The organism is Longimicrobium sp., from assembly GCF_036280135.1.
In the GTDB taxonomy this organism is placed as follows: Bacteria; Gemmatimonadota; Gemmatimonadetes; order Longimicrobiales; family Longimicrobiaceae; genus Longimicrobium.
In genome coordinates this window covers 1-3,362 of sequence record NZ_DASURI010000241.1, presented here as the reverse complement: position 1 = coordinate 3,362, position 3,362 = coordinate 1, and the positions used below count along the sequence as shown (strand labels likewise).

General features: G+C 72.7%; 4 protein-coding genes. 2 read left to right on the top strand and 2 right to left on the bottom strand.

Translation table 11 applies throughout. The features are described from left to right. Positions 1 to 89: 89 nt before the first annotated feature. Together VFZ20_RS07430 and VFZ20_RS07425 are read right to left on the bottom strand one after the other, a co-directional pair. A complete protein-coding gene (locus VFZ20_RS07430) occupies positions 90 to 704 on the bottom strand; it encodes a DedA family protein (RefSeq protein WP_329683214.1) in 615 nt (204 codons plus the stop codon). Between the two features lie 108 nt (positions 705 to 812). After that, entirely contained in the window at positions 813 to 1,877 is a 1,065-nt protein-coding gene (locus VFZ20_RS07425; protein ID WP_329683213.1) for a hypothetical protein, read from the bottom strand. Positions 1,878 to 2,065: 188 nt separating this feature from the next. Between VFZ20_RS07425 and VFZ20_RS07420 the strand changes: the two genes are divergently transcribed. Next, a complete protein-coding gene (locus tag VFZ20_RS07420) occupies positions 2,066 to 2,950 on the top strand; it encodes an EamA family transporter (protein WP_329683212.1) in 885 nt (294 codons plus the stop codon). 74 nt (positions 2,951 to 3,024) lie between these two features. After that, a complete protein-coding gene (locus tag VFZ20_RS07415; protein WP_329683211.1) occupies positions 3,025 to 3,300 on the top strand; it encodes a hypothetical protein in 276 nt (91 codons plus the stop codon). Positions 3,301 to 3,362: the final 62 nt, after the last annotated feature.

The following is a 3,362-nucleotide window of genomic DNA, read 5'->3' as shown; positions in this document are numbered from 1 at the left end:
CTCCCCCAGGGGTTATTGGGGGAGGTGGGCGAGCTCCGCGAGCCCGGAGGGGGCGCCCGCGTGAGGCCTGCCACGACGCGGGTCCAGGGCTACCGCGCCGCGTGGCGCTTTTGCTGGTGAATGCGAAAGACGCGGTAGAAGTAGTAGAGAACCGCTACGAAGACGATGCCCGAGCTCACGGGGCCCAGCCACTGCTCCACCTGCGAGAACTGGCTGCCCAGCAGCCGCCCCGCGTACGCCAGCGCGAACGTCCACACGCCCGATCCGATGGCGGACAGCACCAGGAACTGACCCGCGGGCACCCGCGTGAACCCGGCCGGCACGGAGATGAGCGTGCGGACGAGCGGCACCAGGCGGCCGAACAGCACGCTCGTGCGGCCATGGCGGCCGAACCACGCGTGGGAGCTCTCCACGTCCTCCGGCGTCATGGCCAGCCAGGTGCCGTGGCGGTCCACCCACGCCGTCAGCCGCTCGGGCGTCACGGCCAGGCCCACGCGGTACCAGAAGAACGCCCCCAGCAGCGACCCCGCCGTACCCGCCAGCGACATTGCCCAGAACGGCGCCTCCCCCTGCGACGACAGGTAGCCCGCCAGCGGCATGATCACCTCCGACGGGAGCGGCGGAAACACGTTCTCCAGAAACATCAGCAGGGCCACGCCCAGCGGCCCCATCCCCCGCACCACGTCCAGCACCCAGCTGTCCACCGCCCCTCCTCCGTCCCGTTTGATTGCAGATCGCCTTCCCTCCAGACGCACCGCGGGCGCGATGTGTTGAAGGGAAGGCGATTTACGCGCAACGCAGGAGGCTTGCCGTCACATCGGCTTCGCGAAATCGGCGACCCGATCCGTGGCGATGAGCTCACGCAGCTCGTCCGCCAGCTGCTCGCTGGCGGCGGCCACCTGGCGCCACACGCGGATGCGCTCCGGCTCCGGCATCCGGTAGAAGTCGTTGCGGTCCGGGATTTTGCCACCGGGCAGCGTGGCGACCCACTCCGGCGACGGCGCCAGGACGAGCGCGCGGCGAAAGTTGATGCCCCGCGCGCGGCGCCACGGCAGCAGCTTGTCGAACCAGCCGGGGACGATGTGGGGAAAGAAGTGCGGATACAGCACCAGCCCCTCGCCCGGCCCAAAGTCGAACGCCAGGTGGTAGTCGATCACCCCGCCGTCGCGGTGGATGCCGCCCGGCGCGCCCGGCACCGTCACCCCCGCCAGCACCAGCGGGATGGAGCCGGACGCCAGCAGCGCCGGCCGCAGGTTCTCGCGCGTGAGCGGCAGGTGCACCGTGGGCAGGTCCGCCAGGCCGCGGAACGGGCTCGTGTCGCCGGCCGTGTGAAAGATCACGCGGCGCATCTGCAGGGCCAGCGCGCGGCGGCTGAGCAGGTTGGCGGACGCCGTGACGGCCAGCGACGCCATCTGCACCCAGCGCTGCTCGCTGGCGGCCGGGCCGCGGCACTCGGCCGTGATCACGTGCAGCCGCGCCCACGGGTGGGACAGGATCTCGGCCTCCGCGTGGGGCCCCATCAGCACGTCCAGGATGCGCGCGCTCACGGCGCTCACCTCCACGGGCGTGGGTTTGGGATGGTCGTAGTGCTGCTCGATGTACGCCGCGTGGCCCCGCGCCAGCGCCGCCACGGGGTCCCGCTGCGCCAGGCACGCCATCCGCCAGCTGCCGATGGACGAGCCCACCAGGTGCAGGGGCCGTTCGCGCGGCTCCTGGAAGAACTCGCCGAAGAGAAAGCGGTCCAGCCCCGCCAGGGCCAGCCACTTGGGCCCGCCGGAGGCGCCCGGCAGCACGTCCACGTCCCCGGCCCGCAGCCCGCGCTCCCGCAGGATGCGCAGCGCGTCGGGACCGGCCAGCAGGGCAAGCGATCGAGCCATTCGCGATCCGTCCGTCACCGTCTGGAGATGATCCGCCGCCGCGCGGAATTCCGTCGCGGCGCGTTGGGCGATGATTCTATCGGCCGACGCCGTCCGCGGGAACCGGCGCGGGCGCGGGACGGGTGGAGGTGCTAGGTTCTCCCGTTCCGCGGGTTCGGACGGACGGCAACGACGGGTTGGAAACGAGGATGTGGATCGGGTTCGCGCTGGTCGCCGCGATCGCCAACGCGGGAACCAGCTTTTCGCTCAAGCGGGCCGTGGAGCACGGCGGCGCCGTCGTCTCCACCTTCGCCGCGCGGATGGTGGCCAGCCTGCTGCTCCTGGGCCTCGTGGCCGCCACGGGCGCGTGGCATCCGCTCACGCCGGCGTATTGGCGCGCCGTCTCCCTCGTGCTGGTGCCCGAGGTAATGGGCACCATCTGCCTTACGCTGGCCCTGCGGCGCGGCGACCTGTCGCTCGTGCAGCCCATCATGGGCCTGCTCCCCGGCCTGGTGATGCTGGGCGCCATCGTATTCCTGGACGAACGGCCGTCGCCGGAGGCCGGCTTTGGCGTGGCGCTGGTGACGCTGGGCGTGTACTGCGTGGGGCTGCAGGGCGGCGGATCGCTCCTGGAGCCCCTGCGCGCCCTGGGCCGCTCGCGCGCCAACTGGTTCGCCGTGGCCTCGGCCGTCTCGTGGAGCCTGGCCACCCTGGTGCACAAGCGCGGCATCGCGGCCGTGGGGCCGTTTCCGTGGGCCGCCACCCTGGCGTTCGTCGCCGCGCTGGGGATGGCCGTCGTCATCCCGTTCCTGGCGTGGCGCACGCGGGCCGGCCTGGGGATGCCGGAGCAGGTGAAGCCGTGGAGCGGGTTCGTGGCCTTCGCGGGGCTCGCGTTCGCCGTGCAGCAGATGGGGCTGCACACGGCCCTGCGGCTCACCCAGACGGGCTACGTCATCGCCCTTACCTCCACGAGCATCCTGTGGGCGACGGCGCTGGGCATCCTGGTCCTCCGCGAGCGCGCGGCGGCACGCACCCGCGCGGCCGGCGCCCTGCTGGTGAGCGGCGGCGCCACGCTCATCGCCCTGTTTGGCTAGCGCGTCCGGTCCTTGCAGGGGGCCGCGTGGCCCGGATGGGCTGGACGGACGACAAGACGAACGGAGATGCGAGGATGATGCGCAGCAGAGTGCTGGTTGCGTTCGCCGCGGCAATGCTGGCGGCGTGCGGCGGCGGGGACGAGGGCGCGGCGGAGGGCGGCGCGGCGACGGACACGACCACGACGACGATCACCACGCCGTCCGACGCCGACGTGCCGCCCACGCCTCCCGGCACGGCGGATACGGCCGGCGTGGGCACCAACCCGCCCACGGCCGGCGGGCAGATCGTGGACACCGCCGGCGTCCCCGGCCCGGTCGATACGGCCCAGGGCACCGCCACCGCCCCCTGACGCGAATCAGGCCGGACGAAGATGAGGGGTGATGGGCCGCGGCCCGTCACCCCTCGTCTGTT

What these genes read in the sequence shown, in the direction of transcription:
- VFZ20_RS07425 (WP_329683213.1), bottom strand. Translation starts at nt 1,877, where the DNA reads ATGGCTCGATCGCTTGCCCTGCTGGCCGGTCCCGACGCGCTGCGCATC.
- VFZ20_RS07420 (WP_329683212.1), top strand. Translation starts at nt 2,066, where the DNA reads ATGTGGATCGGGTTCGCGCTGGTCGCCGCGATCGCCAACGCGGGAACC.
- VFZ20_RS07415 (WP_329683211.1), top strand. Translation starts at nt 3,025, where the DNA reads ATGATGCGCAGCAGAGTGCTGGTTGCGTTCGCCGCGGCAATGCTGGCG.